This window comes from Mesorhizobium sp. WSM4832 (assembly GCF_055811115.1).
In genome coordinates, this window is the sequence record NZ_JBVVQH010000015.1 from 112,315 (window position 1) to 131,418 (window position 19,104).

Genomic DNA, 19,104 nt, shown 5'->3' on the forward strand with positions numbered 1-19,104 from the left:
CTGTGAGAGCTTAATGGTTGAAAAAGGATTACGGCATAGTTTGCCCGTGATAGCCACTTTGAACGGCCGCCAAGAGCCGCAGGAGTGCGAGGCGTCGGCGAAAGTGCTCCCTGACGGAGATTGGAAGCATGTTTTCCCGATACTACGACCGGACGTTCGTCCGTGTCCTCACCATGACCATTACACTCCTGGGGGCTCTTATCCTTTCGACCTCGGCGTCAAGGGCTCAACAGTACACCGCCCAGGAGATCGTCGATTCCGGTCATAAATTTTTCGGCGAGACGTCCGGGGGGCTGGCCACAGTCGTCGAGAAGATCTTTGCCTCCTACGGGCTGCCCAACGGCTACCTGCTGGGCGAGGAAGGTTCCGGCGCCCTGATCGGCGGCCTGACCTATGGCGAGGGAACGCTCTACACCAAGAACGCCGGCGACCATAAGGTGTTCTGGCAAGGTCCGTCGCTCGGCTGGGATTTCGGCGGCGAGGGATCGCGGGTGATGATGTTGGTCTATAACCTCGACGACATCGGCAGCCTCTATAACCGCTTCGGCGGCGTTGCCGGCTCCGCCTATGTCATTGCGGGCGTCGGCTTCAACGTGTTGCAAAGCAACCGCGTGCTGATCGTGCCGATCCGTACCGGCGTCGGCGCCCGACTCGGCGTCAATCTCGGCTATCTGAAGCTCACCGAGAGGCCGACCTGGAACCCGTTCTGATCGGGTTCTGCCCGTTGCAATCGCTCGGACAGTGCTGATCGCGCCGCGGCAAGCTCTTGCCGCGGCGTTGAATTTCCGCCATGCCAAGATGACACAATCCAGCGATTGCCGCTCCGTAAAGTGGATAGCACGCCTTGGTCCAGTCGGTTCTGTTCTTCGTACTCGGTTTCCTTTGCGCCGTTTTTCTGGTGTCGCTGATCGCGCCGGCGGTCTGGCGGCGGGCCGTTGTCCTGACACGCAGGCGCCTCGAGGCCTCGCTGCCGCTGACGCCCGCCGAAATCCTGGCGGACAAGGACCGGATACGGGCGGAATATGCCATGACGACGCGCCGGCTGGAGATAACCGTCAAAAACCTGCAGGAGAAGGTGGCCGAGCAGTTGGTCGAGATCGGTCGCGGGCGCGAGGCCTTGAAGGGGCTCGCGGTCGAAAAGAAGGACAAGAACCAGGCGCTCTCCGATCTGCAGGCTAAAAATGCGGAGCTCAGGCAGCGCGAGGAGGATTTGCACCGCCTGTCGGAAAAGCATGCGCAGACGGAGCGGGCGTTGGAGAAGCGCGCGCTGGAGCTGCAGAAGCTCGAGCAGATGTATGACGACGCCAGCTTTTCGTCCTCGAACCGCCAGATCGAGCTGGTTGCACGCGAATCGGAGCTGGAAAAACTCGCCAGCGACATCGCGACGCTGCGCGGCCAGCGCAAGGAGGCAGACAGGCGAAACCAGGAGATCGCTTCGGAGAGCAGGGCCGCGCGCGAAGCGTTGAAGGCCGAGAAGCGGAAAACGGCCGAACTCGAGAAGAAGGTCGAGCGGCTGCTTGCCACGCTCGCCGACCGCGAGGAAAAGCTCGACCGGCGCGAGAAGGACCTCGCTCGACTGCGCGAACGTTCGAAGGAGACCGCCGCCGCGAACGGCGTTGCGCGGCTGGCTGCCGGCGCCGATGCGAACGGTGACGATGTCGACAGGGCAATCGCCAGGCTCGAGGGCGACCGGGAACGGCTGGAGGCAAGGCTGACGGCGCTGGCGCGCGAGAACAAGCAGCTGAAAACCGATCTTGCCGCCTCGGGGACGGCAATGTCCGAACCGGCAGGCGACGCGCGCCCCGGCGCCGGCCTTCGCGAGCAAATGAACGAACTGGCGGCCGAGGTCGTCAACCTGACGATGAAACTCGACGGGCCGGATTCGCCTATCGCCAAGGCCCTGGCAGGCGACGGGCAGCAAAATGGGCGCGGCATCAGCCTTGCCGACCGGGTAAGAGCGCTGCAGAAGGCCGGCTCGGCCAACTGAGCCCTGCGGCTATCCAGTCTAATGCATGTCGCCCAGAAGTGTGCAGCGGTTCCGGGACAACGACATGCATAAAAACAAAGACTTTAAAGCGCGTCGCCTGAATCCGTTTCAGTGCGACGCGCTTTAAGGATCCACAGCCTTCGAAAAGTGATGCAGGGCGATAGCCGACGCGGCGGCGACGTTCAGGCTGTCGAAGCCCTCGGCCATGCCGATCCTCACCGTGTGCAGCCGGGCGAGCAGATCCGGCGGCAGGCCTTCGCCTTCGGTGCCGAGATAGAGCGCCAGCCTGGACGAACGTTCCGCGGCACGGATATCGACGGTTCCGCGCGGCGAGAGGGCGAACTGGCTGAAGCCGAGCCGGTCGAGCGCCGCGATGAAGGTTGCGCTATCGCCGAAGGACGCGAAGGGAACTTTCAGCGCCGCGCCGACCGAAACGCGGATTGCCTTGCGGTAGAGCGGGTCGCAGCAGGTCCGGTCGAGCAGCACCGCGTCCGCGCCGAAGGCCGCGGCATTGCGGAAGATCGCCCCCATATTGTCGTGATTGGATATGCCGACCAGGACGACGGCCAAGGCGCGCCGGGGCAAGGTTTCCACCAGAACCTCGGCGGGTGCCGGATCGCCACGCACGCCGATCGCCAGGATGCCGCGATGCATGTGGAAGCCGGCGATCCGGTCCATGACCTCGCCGCCGGCGACATAGACCGGAAAATCCGCAGGAGCCTTGCGCAAGATCGCCTGCAGGCCGGCCAGCCGGTTTTCGAGGACAAGGGCCGACTCGGCGGCGAAGCGCCCGGTCGACAGCAAGAGGTCCAGCACCACCTTGCCTTCGGCGACGAAGCGGCCATGCCGGCCGACGAGGTCGCGCTCGCGGATGTCGAGATAGGCGGCGACGCGCGGGTCCCGGGGATCGTCGATAGGGATGAGGTTCATGCATGCCTCGCCGAGGGTTCGTCAGCGAGGTAATGAGCGACTGGAGCCGCGGGTCAAGCCCCGGCGCGGCGCAACCGATAGGCCATCTGGGAAAGATCGCCGTCGCCGAAAATGCCTTCCAGCATGCGCAGCAATTCGCGAACCGCCTCGGATTTACAGGAATAGTAAATCATCTGGCGGTCGCGCCGGGTCTCGACGAGATCGAGCGCCCTCAGCTTGGCGAGATGCTGCGACAGCGCGGACTGGCTGAGTTGCACCTTCTCGGCGATGGCGCCGACCGACATTTCGCCGTCGATCAGATGGGCCACGATCAGCAAGCGCTTTTCGTTGCCCATGAGAGTGAGAAAGGCTGCCGCCGATTCCGCATTGGCGATTAGCTTATTTGAGATCATAGATCCCCCAAGGGTCCTGGCTCATCCTGACGCCAGGGGGCAATGGCGCCTGATTCCACAATGTTCAGATGTCGATAGGCGCTGCTGAATCAGCGTCACAACAAGGGTAGATCATTTCGTTTAAATCTCAAGCGTTGCTTTCGCCGGCGCGCGATCAACTATCGCTCTTGCTCTGCCGCGCGTCCCGTCTTGGCCATCTCGACCAGCACCGAACGCAATTCACGCGCGGTTTGCAGGGGCTTGGGAAAGAAGACCCTGCAGGTCGCATCCGTGGCGGCGAGATCCATGCCGTCGGTGTCGAAGCCGGTGGCGATCCAGCCGTCGCCTTCGGCGCGGCCGAAATGACGGGCATAAAGGGCAATCGCGTCGCGATGATCGGCATTCATATGGTCGAGCGCGGACTGTTCGCTGTCGGCGAACTCTTCGACAATGGGACCGCCGGTGATGAAATCATCGCGGTCGAGAAGATAGGCCTTGCCGAAGCCGCCGTTCAGGCTGGCGCGCTCAGGCTCGAGCCGGAAGAACGAGAAGTCGCCGAGCCCGGCATAGAGCTTTGCTTTCGGATTGCGGTTGAGGTAGCGCCGTTCGGCGCGGATTTGATCGGCCGATCCCCGTTCCAGCCGCCGTGCCCGGCATGCCAGGCCGATGCGCGGATATGCAAGCGGATCACCCTTGCCGGGTTCGCCAAGCAGCAGCGAGCAGCGCGGATCGGCGATAAGCGCGCCGGTATGCGCGGACAGCATCGAGATCAGGATCAGCGGCGCGCCGTCGATGTCGGTGGCGACGCCAACCCTGCTTGCCAGCGGTGCACCGGTGCCGGGCTCGATCACCGCGAGCGCCCCGAAACGCGCCGAGCGGATCAGGGTTTTCGCCAGCCTGATCGCCTCGGCGTCGGTCTTGCGAATGACATCTTTCTTCGGCTCGGTCACAAGCTCACCCGGGATAAGTTGATTTCTATTGTCCGGTTATCGGCCGAGTGTACCCGCCTTTGCAAGGGCCTCGATTTCCTGTTCGCTCAAGCCGAAGCGGGCCAATATTCCTGCGGGCTCGCGATCGGCGGCGGTAGGCACCGCGGCAATCGCTTGGGAGCCTTGCGAGAAACGCGGCGCCGGCGCCGGACGCTCGAGCCGGCCGGACTTCACAAAGGCTTGCCTGGCGCGATTGTGCGGGTGGTGCCTGGCTTCGACCAGGGACAGCACGGGCGCCACGCAGGCATCGGTCGCGGCGAAAAGCTCTGCCCATTCGTCGCGCGTTTTCTCCCTGATCCGGCCGGCAATGGCGGCGCGCATCGCGGGCCATAGCGACTTGTCGTATTGGCCGCCGACAAAATGCCGGTCGAGCGGCAGCAGCCTGGCGAATTCGGCGAAGAAGTGCGGCTCGAGGCAGCCGACTGCAATGTGCCTTGCGTCCGCCGTCTCATAGGTGTCGTAGAACGGCGCGCCGGAATCGAGCAGGTTCTCGCCGCGCCTGTCGCTCCAGAGACCCGCCGCCAGGTAGGCGTGGATCGGCGCCGCGAGCATCGAGGCGCCCTCGATCATCGAGGCATCGATGACCTGGCCCTTCCCGGTCAGTGAACGCTGGAAAAGCGCGGCGAGTACGCCGGCGACCAGCGTCATGGCGCCGCCGCCTTGATCCGCGACAAGGTTGAGCGGTGGCACCGGCGGCGCCTCCCGCCTGCCGATCGCGTGCAGCAGCCCGGCATAGGCGAGATAGGTGATGTCGTGCCCGGCTTGGCCGGACAGCGGCCCATCCTGGCCGAAGCCGGTCAAGCGGCCATAGATCAGCGCCGGATTGTGTTGGAACAGGTCGTCAGGCCCAAGGCCAAGCCGCTCCATCACGCCGGGACGAAAGCCTTCGACAAGCAAGTCGGCGCCTGCCGCCAAGCGCAGCAACAGTTCCACGCCCGCCGGACGCTTCAGGTCGAGCTTGAGGATGGAACGGCCGTGGCGGTCGAGATCGTATTCTTCCGGCAGGCTGAGCAGCGGCTGGCCGGCGTCGGCGCGTTCGATGCGCAACACCTCGGCGCCCATCTCGGACAGCATCAGGGCGGCAAGCGGCAGCGGACCGAGCCCGGCCAGCTCGATCACTTTCAAGCCGGCGAGCGGGCCGGTCTTTTCGGTGGAAACACCGGCGCCTGTCGGCGAGCCAGTCATCCCGCTTATTTCGGCGCCATGCGGATGGCGCCGTCGAGCCGAATGGTCTCGCCGTTGAGCATCTGGTTCTCGACGATGTGGAGGGCAAGGGCCGCATATTCCGACGGCTCGCCGAGCCGGGGCGGGAAGGGCACGGAAGCACCGAGCGAATCCTGAACCTCCTGCGGCATGCCGGCCATCATCGGCGTCTTGAAGATGCCGGGCGCGATGGTGCAGACGCGAATGCCGGAGCGGGCGAGGTCGCGCGCCACCGGCAGCGTCATGGCGACAACGCCGCCCTTGGAAGCCGCATAGGCGGCCTGGCCGATCTGGCCGTCATAGGCGGCAACCGAAGCGGTGTTGACGATGACGCCGCGCTCGCCGCCGCTCAACGGATCGAGCCTGGCAGCCCGGTCGGCGACGAGGCGGATCATGTTGAACGTGCCGATCAGGTTGATCTCGATCACCCTGCGGTACTGGTCGAGCGGATGCGGTCCGTCCTTACCGATCGTCTTCACGCCGATGGCGATGCCGGCGCAATTGACCAGAATGCGCGGTTCACCAAGCTTTTCAGCCACTTCGGCGATCGCGGCCGTGGCGCTGTCGCCGCTGCCGACGTCGCATTGCACGGCAATGCCGCCGATGTCGGGCGTGACTTTTGCCGCGCGCTCGATGCTGACGTCGAGGATGGCGACACGGGCACCCTTGGCCGCAAGCGCGCGCGCCGTCGCCTCGCCAAGGCCCGATCCGCCGCCGGTGACGATCGCGATCTGGCCGTTCGGGTTCATGCAAGCCTCCCAGGATTTCGGGTTATGCTACGAAGCCTGCAAAGGAGGCGCAATCGCAATACCAGGGTCCATCGATGGCTGCGCATTGGCGGCCGGCCGCGCCAAAGCCGGGGCAAATTCTGCAATCCTTGTCGTGTCGGCGTGACAGACATCGCCGGCGAAGCGGGCGACGGTGCCTGGCTTGATTTCATGGTGCAGCAGCCGGTCGAGATCGACCGGGCGCGGCAGGGTTATCTGCCCGCGCGGAAAGCGCTTGAAGCCGAGCGGTCCGTAATATGGCTCGTCACCGACCAGAATAACGGCAGGCGCGCCGGCCTTCCTCGCCGCTTCCAGCGCAATCGCGACCAGCTTGCGGCCGATGCCGAGATTCTTGAAGGAAGGGCGCACCGCAAGCGGGCCGAGCATCATGGCGCGTCCGGCGCCCGCCGCCACACGCGTCATGCGCACGGAAGCGATCACCGCGTCGTCCTTGACGGCGACAAACGACATCGAGGGGTCATGCCCTCCCGATTCGCGGATCTTATAGGCGGCAAGCACGAAACGACCGGGGCCGAAGGCCTCGTCGTTGATGGCTTCGATTTCAGCATCATGCGCCGGGGTTTCCGGCAGGTATTTCACGTCGGCAAGGCTCATGGTCTTTGCGTTCCGGTATGCGAGGAAGGTTGCTGCAAAGCGGCAGCGTTCGCCAGTCAGCGCTTGCTAAGCGCGGGCGCCCTGTCGTCGTCGGTCAAACCGGATCGAGGCAAAGTCGAACATGGGCGCCTCCGCTAGCACCAATTTTGCGCCGCTGCAATCGGCGCTTTCGCCTTTCTTCATGTCGCTTCATGTCGTTTGACGAACTGGTTCGTCATTTGACGAACTGTTCAGCGCCTGAGGGGCTTCGCCAGTCCGGCCGTTAGCCTACATAACGCAAGCCACCAGGGAGATTTTCGTATGGGATTGCTTGTCGAAGGCAAATGGCAGGATCGCTCGCCCAATACCGACAGCGGCGGACGGTTCGTGCGGACGGAGTCGCAATGGCGCGACTGGATCACGCGCGACGGTAAGCCGGCAGAAGGCCGCACACGCGGTTTCAAGGCGGAACCCGGCCGCTATCATCTCTATGTCTCACTCGCTTGCCCATGGGCACACCGCACACTGATCTTCCGCGCCCTGAAGAAGCTCGACCGCATCATCTCCGTGTCGGTGGTGCATCACTTCATGGGCGAAAACGGCTGGACCTTCAAAGCCGAGGACGGCGCCACCGGGGACACGCTCTACGGCCTCGATTTCCTGCACCAGATCTATGCCAAGGCCGATCCGGCCTATTCAGGCCGCGTGACGGTGCCGGTGCTGTGGGACAAGCAGGAAAAGACGATCGTCAACAACGAGTCCTCCGAGATCATCCGGATGCTCAATTCCGCCTTCGACGAGTGGGGCGATGCGGGCCTCGACTTCTATCCGGCGGCGCTGCGCGCGGAGATCGACAAGATCAATGCGCTGGTCTATCCGGCGATCAACAACGGCGTCTATCGCGCCGGCTTCGCAACCACGCAGAAAGCCTATGAGGAAGCGTTCAGCGCGTTGTTTTCGGCGCTGGACGAGATCGAGGAGCGGCTGTCGAGACAGCGCTATCTGGCGGGCGATCGCGTCACCGAGGCGGATTGGCGGCTGTTCACCACGCTGGCTCGTTTCGATCCGGTCTATGTCGGACACTTCAAATGCAATCTGCGCCGCATCGCCGACTATGCGAACCTGTCGAACTATCTGCGCGACCTCTACCAGGTGCCCGGCGTCTCGGGCACCGTCAACCTGCATCACATCAAGGCGCATTATTACGGCAGCCACAGATCGATCAATCCGACGGGAATCGTTCCGCTGGGGCCGGAACTCGACTATGCCACGCCGCATGATCGGGGCAGGTTCAGGAAGGCTGCGTGACCTGATCTAACGGAAGGCCTCGGTGTCGGTCCGGGTTCGTCTGGCAAGTTCGGCTTTCAGCAGAGTCTTCCCAAATCGGCTCGAGTACCAAGCGGCATTCAAGCCAAACGTCAGCAGGAAAGCTAACAGAACGCTTCCAACCCACACGGCCAGGGGAACGCTGCTCAGGTCGCGCTGCTTCGCTTCCCCTACGATGGCCAACCAACCCAGCGGCGCCGAAATCAAAAAGGCTGCCAGGGTCGAGAGAAGAACTGTCGTCCAATATTCCCTTCGATTGAACAATCGGCCGTTTCTTCTTATGAAGTTATAGAGCGCAATGTTGGCCGATCCGAAACTTATTGCGAATCCTGCGGCTTTGCCGAGTGCCTCTGACAACGTTGGGATGAGGACCACCAATATGCCAAGCGCAATCGTCAACGCCACCATCGTTAGAGTATAGTATCCAACATAAGGCCAGACGTTTACGTAAGGCTCATCGCCGTTGCTCATGTCTTTCCCCCAAGCTCCAAAATCACCCGAAGTAGACCATAGGGTTTCGACGAAGGAGAAAGCAAGCCTACCAATATGCCGAAGCAGGCCGACTCTCAAAAATCTCAGCCAACCGTCGCCTCGTCGCCGGCGTCGTATCTTCCGGCAGGCGTTCAAGCGGGAAAAATCCCGCCTCGGCGATCTCATGATCCGGCAGTTTCGGCGCGGTCTGGCTGAAGGCCTCGATCAGATACAAGCCGACGTGGTCGCGCCGACTGGAGCGGCGGTTGAAATGCATCGACTTGAACGCCGGGGGAGCGGTGAGGGCGATGTTGCCTTCCTCGGCGAGCTCGCGCGCCAACGCCTCTTCCAGTGTCTCGCCCGCTTCGACGCCGCCGCCCGGCAGTTGCCAGCCCGGAACGTAGGTGTGGCGGATCAGGAAAACCGAATTGGAGGCACGGTCATAAACCAGCCCGCGCACGCCAAGCGTCATCGGCCGGCGCAGCAGGAAATAGAAATGGAACAGCCGCGCCCGCAGCCCCGGCCAGCCGGTCTGGCGGAATACCTCGTCCGGATCGGCTCGGCCATTCATCCAACGATCCCCAGGCGAACAGCAAACGGTGAGTGGAAAGCGTCGTCGGCGTCGCTTAAGAAGGGACGATGTTCAGGCTCGCGCATATTTCCGATGCTCATCTGGGACCGCTGCCCGATGTAACCTATCGCGACCTCGCGTCCAAGCGCGTGCTGGGCTATGTCAACTGGCAGCGCAACCGCCGCCGCTATATGCATGACGCGGTGATCGACACTCTCGTCGCCGACATCAAGGCCAGCGCGCCCGACCACCTCGCCGTCACCGGCGACCTCGTCAACCTGGCGCTCGACGGCGAGATCGAGATGGCGAAGCACTGGCTGGAGACGCTTGGATCGCCGTACGACGTTTCCGTGGTTCCCGGCAACCACGACGCCTATGTGCCGGGCGCCTTCGACAAGGTCTGCCGGGCGTGGGCTCTCTGGATGACGGGCGACGGGGTCAACAGCCCGGTCGACCGCAATTCCTTTCCGTATCTGCGCGTGCGCGGCAACGTCGCGCTGATCGGCATCACCACGGCGCGCGCCACCGCGCCCTTCATGGCAAACGGCTTCTTCATGGAGGGGCAGGCCGAGCGGCTCGGCCAGATTCTCGACGATACGTCGAAACAAGAGCTGTTTCGGGCCATCATGATCCACCACCCGCCGGTGCGCGGCGCGGTCCCGCAGCACAAGCGGCTGTTCGGCATTGCCCGTTTCCACAAGGTCATTCGTCGGCATGGCGCGGAACTCGTGCTGCACGGCCACTCGCACCTGCCGTCCTTGTTCACCATCGGCGCACGTGGCGCCAAGGTGCCGGTGGTCGGGGTTGCCGCCGCTGGCCAGGCGCCCGGCGGCAAGCACCCGGCGGCGCAGTACAACATGTTCGAAATCGATGGCGAGAAGGGTAGCTGGCGTCTTCGCCTGATACGCCGCGGCCTGACCGGCCCGGCTATCCCGCCTTCGGACCTTCAGACCATGGACCTCGACGTACCGGCCGGCGCGGCGCGCCGGATAGGGCAGCTCGCAGTTTAATGCATGTCGCCCAAAAGTGCGCAGCGTTTAATGCATGTCGCCCAGAAGTGCGCAGCGGTTCTGGGACAACGACATGCATCAAAACAAAGACTTAAAGCGCGTCGCTTGAATCCGTTTCAGAGCGACGCGCTTTAGACGCGACACGCTTTAATGGGAACGGCGGACTGACCCGTCTCTTTGTTTTGATTGCGGACGCAGGGCTACGGCGAAGGGGCCGAGCCCAACCGTTTCACGCTTCTCCTGGAATTGCCCGGGTCAGAAGCTGATCTTCATCTGCATGATGCGGTCCCAGAACAACGCCAGCGAAATCGCCAGACCGACAAGGGCGCCGGCGGCGATGAGGCCGAGGCCGGCGAAGAAGGTCGTCCAGCCGTTGCGACGGGTCTCGGATCGAATAGGCGGCTCCGCTTCCTGGACCACAGGACGATGCAGGCCGGGAACGGCGCTCTCCATGCCGCCCTCCATCATATGCTGCCGCTCGACGACACGCTCCGCCACATAGCGCGTCACCGCATCGGCGACGGTTTTCATCTCGGTCGATTCGGCCAGCACCACGCGGCCGACGCGGGTATCCTTGAGAAAGCGGTAGGTGCGGCGGTCGCGTCCCATGGCGACGTGGCTCACCGCATCGATCCATAGCCGCGGCTGCAGGCCCGACGAGACGGCGAAGTCGAAGCTGTCCATTTCGGCCGGAACATCGGCAAAGACCGGGGCAAGCTCGGCTGCCAAGAGATCGAGCCGCATGCGGTGCGCCTCGCGCATGTCGACGACCACGTCATCGCGGTCGGCGAAGGCGTTCTTGACGTCGCGTATGGCGTCCGAAAGCTTTCGCGACGGCTCGGCCGGGGTGATTTTGTCGCCTGCATCCTTCATGGCGGCAGCCTCGCTGTTGGTTAACAGCGAGTTAACACAGTCGCCGGCAAAATGCACTGCCGACGACAAGCCACACGACTGCTTCGATCCAGCCGGAGACCCGTCATGGATCTTTTCGGGTTGGTCCGGAGCCGGCAGGGAAATCGCTTTGCAATCAGCTCGCAGCGGCACCCAGCACCGGACGCAACCGTCTGGCGCGCCGTCGCATGTTGCGGCGCACGATCTCGGCAACCAGGTCCGGAGCTTCCTCGACCAGCATGTGACCCGCATCAAGCACATGGTGCAGATGGAAGTGCGACGGCAGGGTCTCGGTCTGCTCGACAGGCAGGAGCGGATCCTCCGCTCCCCAAACAACCATCACCGGCATGTCGAGCGTATCCAGTTGTGCGCCGGGGATGACCCCTTGCCTGTCATCCCTGGTCATCGCTGCGGCCATATCGATCAGCGTCTGCAACTGGCGCGGCCGTTTGCGCATCCGGCTGAGGGCATCCACGACGTGGTCAGGCGGCACGCTCCGCGGGCCAGACATGGCTGCAAGGCACGCGCGGACCTGCTTCCTGCCAGCTGCGGCAGCGTAACGGCGCAGCAAGGCTGCGTTGATTTCCTGGCCGAAGCCGCCGGGCGCCAACAGCGTGAGCGAGGCGACCCTGCCGGGGTCGGCAAGCGCCATCAATGTCGCGATCGCGCCGCCCATGGAATGACCGACGAGATGGACCTTGACCAATTGGCGGGCGGCAAGATCGTCGAGGATGGCTCGCGCGGCCGGCTTGGCGCCGCCCATGCCATCCCATTCCAGCGAATGACCATGACCCGGCAGATCATAGGCCAATACTCTCGCCTCCGCGGTAAGCGACGCCACAACGTCACGCCAGATCTCACTGCAAGCTGCGAAGCCGTGCAGAAAGACGATCGTCCTGGAACCAGCGCCGCCTTCGACGGCATAGGGGAATGGAGGCATGAAAATGGAACGCTGAGCAAGGCAGGTAGCTATTTCAAATTGTGGCTGAATTGCTCCCGATCGAGACCGATGGCCAGTAAAATTTTCGCGACCGAGGCCATTCGTACGGTACAATACATTAGCATATCATAATATTTTCAGAATTCCGGTATCATACTTCCGCGCTCCGGGGATCGAGTGGCCCAAACACGGACGGAAGGCGGGCATAAAGCGCGTCGCGTTGAAACGAATTCCGCTGACGCGCTTTTAAGTCTTTATTTTTGATGGCATGTCGTTCCCCAAAACCGCTGCGCACTTCTGGGCGACATGCATTAGCTCGGGTTGCCGATCCCTGCAGCATGCAAGGATTGCACCAGCCGATCGGTGAGATCGGCTGGGTATTTGCGGTCGGCGAATGTCGCGCGCGGGTCGGCGGCGAACTTCGGGAATTCGGCGGTGAGTTCGTTGGCAAGCTCGTTTGCCAGCTTGTCACGGCCCGAAATCCTGGCGCCGATCAGGCGCGCGGCCAGATAATGCGGCTTGGATGCCGTCGTACGCAGCGACTCGCTGGCGGTAGCGGCCTTCTTCAAGTCGCCTTGCATGAAGGCTCCGACGAACAGGCCATAATCCCACCATGTCGGGTGGCCGCTGAAGGCTTCGACCGCGCGGCCCAGGATCGGCGTTCCCTCGTCATACTTGCCGGCGAAGATCAGTCCGTAGCCATAGGCTGCGGCCATGCCGAGGTCGTATGGGTTGAGTTCGTAGGCCTTGCGCATCCATCGGGTCGCTTCGTCCGTATTGCCCAGGCGGCTGTTGAAAAAGCCGTAAGCACGGTGCGCGTGCGGGCTCATCGGTCCCATCTGAATGGCGCGATGGCCGAATGCCATGGCCTGCTCGATGCTGGCGCCGGGCGGGTAGGTGTAGTGGTTCGTCGCCGCTTCCAGATGCAGGGAGGCGAGCTCGGAATAGACCAGGGACGACTTGGTGTTCTCGCCGACCAGCTTCTCCAGGCAACGATAGGCGGCCTCGTGCGTCTTGGCGCTCTGGTCGAGATAGTACCGATCGCTGAGCACCAGGCATCCGATCTGGCTCGTCCGGACCCCGCTTTGATCGATATAGCTGTAGATCGCGCCGGACGCTGGAATGGTCGAGGTCAGCAGGCCGGCGATGCTGCTTTCGACAGCCGAAGGCGCGGTGTCGGTAGAGGTAAGGTTGCGCGACAACAGAACCCGGCCCGTCGCAACGCTCTGCAATTCGACCGTGACGTCACCGGTGGCGGGCCCTGGAACAACATCGAAGACGAAACTGATCGGATCGGCGGACCGGTCGCGCGTTGAATCCGCATCGCGCCCGATGAAATCGATGGTGTCGAAACCGGCTAGGCCGGCGCGCAGCGAGGATGCGACGCGAGCCGCCTCCGCTCCATCGGCTTTCACGGCAATGTAGATCAGCGGCAGGGAGTCGAATACCGGCTGGGCGGCGCCGCCTATAGCCGCCGTTTCGACCGTCGCGGCCGCGTCGCCGCCAAGGAAGGCATTGCTCTGACGAACGATGAGCACGCCGAGCATGACAATGACAAGAACCATGGCAGCCCAGAAGAATCGCAATTGCCGCGTGAGCGACTGGGCAGGCGCCGCCGGCGCCATGAGCGCCACGGGCTCGCCCGGCGCGGGGCTATCGAAATATTCGGTTGCGGCAGGAGCGGCTTCGGCCGATGCGTCGGGGCGCTGCGCGATGTTGCCGGTAGTGGACCTGGCGTCGCGAGGCAACCGGATTGCGTTCAGCTCGTAGGAAGGGACATAGCCGCCGCGCGGAATCGCGATGCGCACCGGCTCGGCGACACCTTCATTGGCGAAATACTGCTCCAGGAGTTCGCGCAGGCGACCGGCCTGGACCCTGACCACGGCGTCGGTGGAGGCGTCGAAATCGCCGTCCTTGCCGAAGACGTCCATGGCGATGGAAACGCCCTTCAGCCTGTCCGCTTCGCCGGCCTGCTCGCGTTCGACCAGATAGCGTAAAAGCCTGCGGGCACGCTCGGAGCGTCCGAACGTTTCGCTGGCAAGCAGTCGCTCCAATGTCTCGCGCACTGCGGGGGCGGCAGGCGGGGCATGCTCCAAGTGTCGAACCTTTCGAAGTCGGCACAGGTTAGGGAGCGATCATATAGTGCTCACGCCGGCGCACAAGGATGCTTCTATTATGCGATCGCGTAAGCCCACTGAAAATTCCCCCGCCGGTTAACGAATGGCAGGCTTTGGCGTCCGTCTTTGAAGCGCGTGCGCCACGCTCCATAGCTGGATCAGATCAGGCGGCCTAAAGCGCGTCGCGTCGAAACGGATTCAGGCGACGCGCTTTTGAGCCTTTGTTTTGATGCATGTCGTTCTCCCAACCGCTGCGCACTTTTGGGCGACATGCATTAGAGCGGCTTGCCGTTTCACGGAAACGGCAAACCGCTCTATCTCTTTGTCTTATCGCAATTCCGGACGGAGGTTACGGCGAAGTCGCCAAGCCTGACGCTTCACGCTTTCCAGGAATTGTCTAGCGGCCGATGATCCGGTTGGCGGCCGAAACAACGGCCTCCAGCGAGGCGGCGACGATGTTGGTGTTGATGCCGGCGCCGAACAGCTTGCCGCCCGGATACTCCATCTCGACATAGGAGATCGCCGAGGCATTGGAGCCGCGCTGCAGGGAATGCTCGGAATAGTCGAGCACCGACATGTCGACACCGACATGACGCGAGAGCGCGTCGACAAAGCCGTCGATCGGGCCGGTGCCGGAGCCGGTGATCGTCACTTCCTTGCCATTGTCGATGATGTCCGCCTCGACCATGCGGCGGCCCTTCACCTCGGTGTCGGGATAGGTGCGGTGATCGAGGAATTTCAGCCGCGCGCCGGGTTGGTCGACATAGGTTTCGAGGAAGCGCTCATGGATGCGCTTGACCGGCACTTCCTTGCCTTCCGCATCGGTGATGGCCTGGATCGCCTGGCTGAACTCGATCTGCAGATTGCGTGGCAGGTTGAGGCCGTAGTCGGCATGCAGCACATAGGCGATGCCGCCTTTGCCCGACTGCGAGTTGATGCGGATGATCGCCTCGTAGGTGCGGCCGACATCCGCCGGATCGATCGGCAGATAAGGCACTTCCCAGATCGGCGTGTTGGCCTTCTTCAGCGCCTTCATGCCTTTGTTGATGGCATCCTGATGCGAGCCGGAGAAGGCGGTGTAAACCAGTTCGCCGACGTAGGGATGTCGCTCCGGGATCTTCAGCTGGTTCGAATATTCGTAGACATCCTTCATCCGGTTGATGTCCGAGCAGTCGAGCTCCGGATCGACGCCTTGGGTGAACATGTTGAGCGCCAGCGTGACGATGTCGACATTGCCGGTGCGCTCGCCATTGCCGAACAGCGTGCCTTCGACGCGGTCGGCGCCAGCCATCAGGCCGAGCTCGGTGGTGGCGATGCCGGTGCCGCGGTCGTTATGCGGATGCAGCGAGACGATCAGGTTCTCACGGTTGTCGAGGTTGCGGCACATCCATTCGATGCGGTCGGCATAGATGTTTGGCGTCGACATCTCGACCGTCGAGGGCAGGTTGATGATCAGCTTGTTGTCGGGCGTCGGCTTGACGATCTCGGTGACGGCGTTGCAGATCTCCAGCGCGACGTCGAGCTCGGTGCCGGTGAAGCTTTCGGGCGAATATTCGAAGCGGTAGCCGCCGCCGGCCCTGGCGGCCATGTCGGTGATCATCTTGGCGGCGTCGGTGGCGATGCGCTTGATGCCGGCGACGTCCTTTTCGAAGACGACGCGGCGCTGCAATTCGCTGGTCGAATTGTAGAAATGCACGATCGGGCGGTGCGCGCCCTTGAGCGCCTCGAAGGTCCGGGTGATCAGCTCGGGCCGGCACTGCACCAGCACCTGGAGCGACACATCCTGCGGCACGCCGCCTTCCTCGATGCACCAGCGGGCAAAGTCGAAGTCCGTCTGCGAGGCCGAGGGGAAGCCGATCTCGATTTCCTTGAAGCCCATGTCGATGAGCAGCGCGAACATGCGCGCCTTGCGCTCATGGCCCATCGGATCGATCAGCGCCTGGTTGCCGTCGCGCAGGTCGACCGAGCACCAGATCGGCGCCTTGTCGATAATTTTGTTCGGCCAGGTACGGTCGGTCAGGCCGACGGTCGGGTAGGATTGATATTTACGTGCCGCATCCGGCATGTGGCCGGCCGCGCGCTTCCGGCTTTCAGCCTCGCCGGTGCGGATTTCTTCTCGTGCGTTCATCGTCATTTCTCCCGGCGGCCCGCATGTCCGCTTCAGGCGGATCGGTGGCGAGCGTCGCCTTTACCAAAAATTCGTTCGCTTGATGTGACTTTGCCAAAGTCTGGCCAAGGAGCATGCGCCTTAGGCGGCGGTTTCGACCGCCGGGCGCTCCTTCAGCGAACCCGGCGATCGCCGATAAGGCCGAGAAGAAGCAGGGTCGAGGCGAGCGCGCGCGCGGTCTCGCCGGCAAAGCCGGTGCGAGGAGAAGCGACGGAGCGGACGCGCGTGGTCATGGCGGTTCTCTTACAGGAGCGGCCCGGCGGAGGCAAGCGGGACGCATGGGCGGAACGCATGGACGAACGCATTGTGTCCAATAGATCGCCGATGCGGATAGTCTTCCCCGCGCCTCGCAAATGCGCCAGACTTGACCACGAAGACTTGACTACGAAGGCTTGGCTACCGCGCGAAGCTCCGGGGAGGGGCCGTCCATGAATTTCGTGTTCTTCTCGCCGCATTTTCCAGCCAATGGCACCGATTTCTGCGACCGGCTGAAGAAGGCCGGCGCCACCGTGCTCGGCATCGGCGACGCGCCTTACGAGACCTTGAACAGCAAGCTGAAGGCGGCGCTTTCGGAATATTACCGCATCGCCGACATGGAGGACTACGATGGCGTCTTCCGCGCGATGGGACACTTCATCCACAGATGGGGCCGTATTGATCGCTTCGAGTCGCTCAACGAGCATTGGCTGGAGCTTGAAGCCAACATCCGCACCGATTTCAACATCTTCGGCACCAAGCTCGACTTCGTGAAGAACCTGAAGCGGAAAAGCCGCATGCGCGCCTTCTTCCGCAAGAGCGGCGTCGAAACCATTCCGCAACGCAAATGCTCCGACCGCGCGGGCGCCATGACCTTCATCCGCCGGGTCGGCTACCCGGTGGTGGTCAAGCCGGATTCGGGTTCCGGCGCCTCCAACACCTTCAAGATATCGAACGCCAGGGAACTCGAGCAGTTCTTCAGGGACAAGCCGGAGGGCGTGACTTTCGTCATGGAGCAGTTCATCGAGGGGCTGGTGGTGACCTTCGACGGACTGGTCAATCGGGACGGCGAGGTGGTGCTGGCCGCCAGCCACCGTTACGATCAGAGCATCATGGACGCTGTCAACCGCGACCGCCACATGAGCTACACCTGCTTTCCCGAGATCACGCCTGCGGTGGAGGAGGCGGGCCGGAAAATCCTGAAAGCGTTCGATGTGCGCGAGCGCTTCTTCCACATCGAGCTGTTCGAAACCAAGGACAATCGCGTCATCGCGCTCGAGGTCAACATGCGCCCGCCGGGCGCGTGGATGACGGACGCCATCAACTACACGTTCGACATCGACGTCTATGCCGCATGGGCCGACATGGTGGTCAAGGATGCCGCCGGCGGCCCCTACAAGGGCAAGTATTTCACCGCCTATGCCAGCCGCAAGCGCCATATCGACTATTTGCACAGCCATGCGGACGTGCTAGCCGCTCATGGCGACAAGATCGTCCATCATCAGGCCATCGAAGACGTTTTCAGCCGCGCCATGGGCAATTACGCCTATCAGATGCGTTCGAAAGATCGGAAGGCGCTGCGCCAGGCGGTCGACTATATCCACGCGGAAAAGGCCTGAACCGATGGACGTCTCCTATCACAAGGGCCATGCCCGCAATCTCGGCCGCGATATGGAATACAAGCGCTACGGCCATGCCGGGCGCCCGGTGGTGGTGTTCCCGACCTCGCAGGGGCGGTTCTACCAGTTCGAGGATTCGGGCGGGGTCGCAGCACTTGGCGAGTTCATCGACACCGGCCGCATCCAATTGTTCACGCTCGACGGCATCGATTCGGAATCCTTCTTCGACAAGCATGCCGATGCGGCGCATCGCATCGCCCGCCACGAGGCCTATTTCCGCTATGTGCGCGAGGAGGCGCTGCCGGAGCTGCAGGCGATCGCCGCCAAGGCCAATGGCGGACGCAGCCTGAAGCCGCTGTTTTGCGGCTGCTCGATGGGCGGCTACCACTCGTCGAATTTCGTGTTCCGCTTTCCGGAACTGGCGAGCGGCGTGATCTCGCTGTCCGGCGTCTATTCGGCCCGCGATTTTTTCGGCCGGACGCTGGAGGGCAACATCTATTTCAACTCGCCGCTCGACTATCTGCCCGGCATCGTCGACCAGAAGCTGCTCGGCCGGCTCAGGGCGCTGCGGCTGATCTTCTGCTGCGGGCAGGGCGCCTGGGAAGAGCGCATGCTGGTCGAGACGCGCGAACTGGAACAGGTGCTGCGCGACAAATCCATTCCCGCCTGGGTCGACTATTGGGGCGGCGACGTCAGCCATGACTGGCCGTGGTGGCACAAGCAACTGGTCTATTTCTTCGGCCGCTGGCTGGATGACGACCTGATGCACAGGCTCGACTAGGCTATGCCTATTCAGGTGATGCCGGCCTGACCTGAATCTCAACACACCTTAAGTGCACAGACCAATGACCACGCCCGATCCGATCCGCCGTTTTGTCGAAGCCACCAACGCCGGCGATACCGAGGCCTTTCTGGACACTTTCACCGACGACGCGTTCCTGAGCGACTGGGGTCGCGATTTCCATGGCCGCGACGGGGTCGCGCGGTGGAACCAGTCGGACAATATCGGCGCGCAGTCCAATCTTCGCATCGTGCGCGTCGCGGAGCGCGACGGCGTCTACCATGCCCGCGTCGCCGTGACCGGCAATGGCTTCAACGGCGAGGGCGACATGGCCTTCACGCTCGACGGCGACCGGATCGCAAGCCTGGTCATCAGCTGAGGCCGGAGGCGCCGC

The 19,104-nt window shown here is 63.0% G+C and carries 19 protein-coding genes; 7 read left to right on the plus strand and 12 right to left on the minus strand.

All coding sequences use genetic code 11. The features are described 5' to 3' along the window. Nucleotides 1–173 precede the first annotated feature (173 nt). A complete protein-coding gene (locus AC0L2L_RS21330) occupies nt 174–710 on the plus strand; it encodes a DUF1134 domain-containing protein (protein ID WP_473581025.1) in 537 nt (178 codons plus the stop codon). Nucleotides 711–844: 134 nt separating this feature from the next. Further along, nucleotides 845–1,987, plus strand: a complete 1,143-nt coding sequence (locus tag AC0L2L_RS21335) for a coiled-coil domain-containing protein (protein WP_473580902.1) — start codon at nt 845–847, stop codon at nt 1,985–1,987. A gap of 123 nt (nt 1,988–2,110) precedes the next feature. Here AC0L2L_RS21335 and AC0L2L_RS21340 read toward each other — a convergent pair whose 3' ends face one another. From AC0L2L_RS21340 to AC0L2L_RS21365, 6 genes are all read right to left on the minus strand, one after another. Further along, complete coding sequence (locus tag AC0L2L_RS21340; protein WP_473580904.1) at nt 2,111–2,917, minus strand: TrmH family RNA methyltransferase; 807 nt, start codon at nt 2,915–2,917, stop codon at nt 2,111–2,113. Between the two features lie 53 nt (nt 2,918–2,970). Next, nucleotides 2,971–3,309 carry an ArsR/SmtB family transcription factor gene (locus AC0L2L_RS21345; RefSeq protein ID WP_027165048.1) on the minus strand — a complete coding sequence of 113 codons (339 nt, stop codon included), beginning with the start codon at nt 3,307–3,309 and terminating at the stop codon, nt 2,971–2,973. Nucleotides 3,310–3,467: 158 nt separating this feature from the next. Next, nucleotides 3,468–4,238, minus strand: a complete 771-nt coding sequence (locus AC0L2L_RS21350) for a HugZ family pyridoxamine 5'-phosphate oxidase (RefSeq protein ID WP_473580907.1) — start codon at nt 4,236–4,238, stop codon at nt 3,468–3,470. A gap of 36 nt (nt 4,239–4,274) precedes the next feature. Beyond that, nucleotides 4,275–5,462 carry a CaiB/BaiF CoA transferase family protein gene (locus tag AC0L2L_RS21355; RefSeq protein ID WP_473580909.1) on the minus strand — a complete coding sequence of 396 codons (1,188 nt, stop codon included), beginning with the start codon at nt 5,460–5,462 and terminating at the stop codon, nt 4,275–4,277. Nucleotides 5,463–5,467: 5 nt separating this feature from the next. Next, nucleotides 5,468–6,229 (minus strand): 3-hydroxyacyl-CoA dehydrogenase, encoded by a 762-nt coding sequence (locus tag AC0L2L_RS21360; RefSeq protein ID WP_473580911.1) that lies wholly within the window; start codon nt 6,227–6,229, stop codon nt 5,468–5,470. Between the two features lie 27 nt (nt 6,230–6,256). After that, nucleotides 6,257–6,862 (minus strand): GNAT family N-acetyltransferase, encoded by a 606-nt coding sequence (locus tag AC0L2L_RS21365; protein WP_473580913.1) that lies wholly within the window; start codon nt 6,860–6,862, stop codon nt 6,257–6,259. Nucleotides 6,863–7,162: 300 nt separating this feature from the next. Between AC0L2L_RS21365 and AC0L2L_RS21370 the strand changes: the two genes are divergently transcribed. After that, complete coding sequence (locus AC0L2L_RS21370) at nt 7,163–8,149, plus strand: glutathione S-transferase family protein (protein ID WP_473580915.1); 987 nt, start codon at nt 7,163–7,165, stop codon at nt 8,147–8,149. A gap of 6 nt (nt 8,150–8,155) precedes the next feature. Here the strand turns inward: AC0L2L_RS21370 and AC0L2L_RS21375 are convergent, their stop codons facing one another. Together AC0L2L_RS21375 and AC0L2L_RS21380 are read right to left on the minus strand one after the other, a co-directional pair. Beyond that, on the minus strand, nt 8,156–8,638 hold the full coding sequence (locus tag AC0L2L_RS21375) for an ABZJ_00895 family protein (protein ID WP_473580917.1): 483 nt from the start codon (nt 8,636–8,638) through the stop codon (nt 8,156–8,158). Between the two features lie 67 nt (nt 8,639–8,705). Then, entirely contained in the window at nt 8,706–9,209 is a 504-nt protein-coding gene (locus AC0L2L_RS21380) for an NUDIX domain-containing protein (protein WP_473580919.1), read from the minus strand. Nucleotides 9,210–9,277: 68 nt separating this feature from the next. Here AC0L2L_RS21380 and AC0L2L_RS21385 point away from each other — a divergent pair, with 68 nt between their 5' ends. Then, on the plus strand, nt 9,278–10,219 hold the full coding sequence (locus AC0L2L_RS21385; RefSeq protein WP_473580921.1) for a metallophosphoesterase family protein: 942 nt from the start codon (nt 9,278–9,280) through the stop codon (nt 10,217–10,219). A 255-nt stretch (nt 10,220–10,474) separates the two neighbouring features. Here the strand turns inward: AC0L2L_RS21385 and AC0L2L_RS21390 are convergent, their stop codons facing one another. The 4 genes from AC0L2L_RS21390 to leuA form a co-directional block, all read right to left on the minus strand. Further along, nucleotides 10,475–11,092 carry a hypothetical protein gene (locus tag AC0L2L_RS21390; protein ID WP_473580923.1) on the minus strand — a complete coding sequence of 206 codons (618 nt, stop codon included), beginning with the start codon at nt 11,090–11,092 and terminating at the stop codon, nt 10,475–10,477. Between the two features lie 154 nt (nt 11,093–11,246). Beyond that, the gene (locus AC0L2L_RS21395; protein WP_473580925.1) at nt 11,247–12,050 is read right to left on the minus strand and encodes an alpha/beta fold hydrolase; all 804 of its coding nucleotides are present in this window, start codon (nt 12,048–12,050) and stop codon (nt 11,247–11,249) included. A gap of 311 nt (nt 12,051–12,361) precedes the next feature. Further along, nucleotides 12,362–14,146 (minus strand): tetratricopeptide repeat protein, encoded by a 1,785-nt coding sequence (locus AC0L2L_RS21400; protein ID WP_473580926.1) that lies wholly within the window; start codon nt 14,144–14,146, stop codon nt 12,362–12,364. 418 nt (nt 14,147–14,564) lie between these two features. Then, a complete protein-coding gene (gene leuA, locus AC0L2L_RS21405; RefSeq protein WP_473580928.1) occupies nt 14,565–16,295 on the minus strand; it encodes a 2-isopropylmalate synthase in 1,731 nt (576 codons plus the stop codon). A 467-nt stretch (nt 16,296–16,762) separates the two neighbouring features. On the opposite strand from leuA, the gene AC0L2L_RS21410 reads away from it, so the two are divergent. From AC0L2L_RS21410 to AC0L2L_RS21420, 3 genes are all read left to right on the plus strand, one after another. Continuing rightward, on the plus strand, nt 16,763–17,929 hold the full coding sequence (locus tag AC0L2L_RS21410; RefSeq protein ID WP_473580930.1) for an ATP-grasp domain-containing protein: 1,167 nt from the start codon (nt 16,763–16,765) through the stop codon (nt 17,927–17,929). A gap of 4 nt (nt 17,930–17,933) precedes the next feature. Further along, nucleotides 17,934–18,710, plus strand: coding sequence for an esterase family protein (locus AC0L2L_RS21415; RefSeq protein WP_473580932.1), 777 nt, complete (start codon nt 17,934–17,936; stop codon nt 18,708–18,710). A 64-nt stretch (nt 18,711–18,774) separates the two neighbouring features. Beyond that, nucleotides 18,775–19,089 carry a nuclear transport factor 2 family protein gene (locus AC0L2L_RS21420; protein ID WP_473580934.1) on the plus strand — a complete coding sequence of 105 codons (315 nt, stop codon included), beginning with the start codon at nt 18,775–18,777 and terminating at the stop codon, nt 19,087–19,089. The last annotated feature ends 15 nt before the right edge of the window (nt 19,090–19,104 follow it).